Source organism: Streptomyces hilarionis (genome assembly GCF_024539675.1).
In the GTDB taxonomy this organism is placed as follows: domain Bacteria; phylum Actinomycetota; class Actinomycetes; order Streptomycetales; family Streptomycetaceae; genus Streptomyces; species Streptomyces hilarionis.
Genome location: NZ_JAHHIT010000462.1, coordinates 1 through 419, shown reverse-complemented (window position 1 = coordinate 419; position 419 = coordinate 1). Strand labels below are relative to the sequence as shown.

At 53.9% G+C, this 419-nt stretch carries 1 protein-coding gene; it reads right to left on the bottom strand.

Going from position 1 to position 419, the window contains the following annotated elements; genetic code table 11:
- Positions 1–23: 23 nt before the first annotated feature.
- Positions 24–266: a hypothetical protein gene (locus tag KMS84_RS43950; RefSeq protein WP_256912016.1), complete on the bottom strand. Its 243-nt coding sequence runs from the start codon at positions 264–266 to the stop codon at positions 24–26.
- Positions 267–419: the final 153 nt, after the last annotated feature.

Sequence of the window (419 nt, the reverse complement as noted above, 5' to 3'; positions counted from 1 at the left end):
CATCAGAGGGACACCGGCCGGGCTCATTCGGTTGTTCGCTGCACGATCTTTTGGCGGAGCACCAGTTTTTCCAAGGTTTCAGTTCTGAATTCGGCGATTTCGGAATCTTTTGTGGCAATGCGCGCGCGATAAAACTTTGAGTGCGCCGGTAAGGTCGTGACCACAGCACGGACGTCCGGGTCATCACCCTTACCGGCCGACATCGCGTCAAAGACCAAGGACCCAAAAAAGAGCGCTAGCATCGTTGTTGAAGAATCTTCGCCCATGGATTAACTCAGCAGCTATTCGCTTCCAACCACCCTCAATCCACCAAAACCCCTGCGGCTACGTCATTTGCTGGGACGGGGTGGTCACTATCCCCTTCAATCATGGGGGGTTGCTTGCCCCCCATCGCGCTTTAAAAATTCATGGGAGTGGAA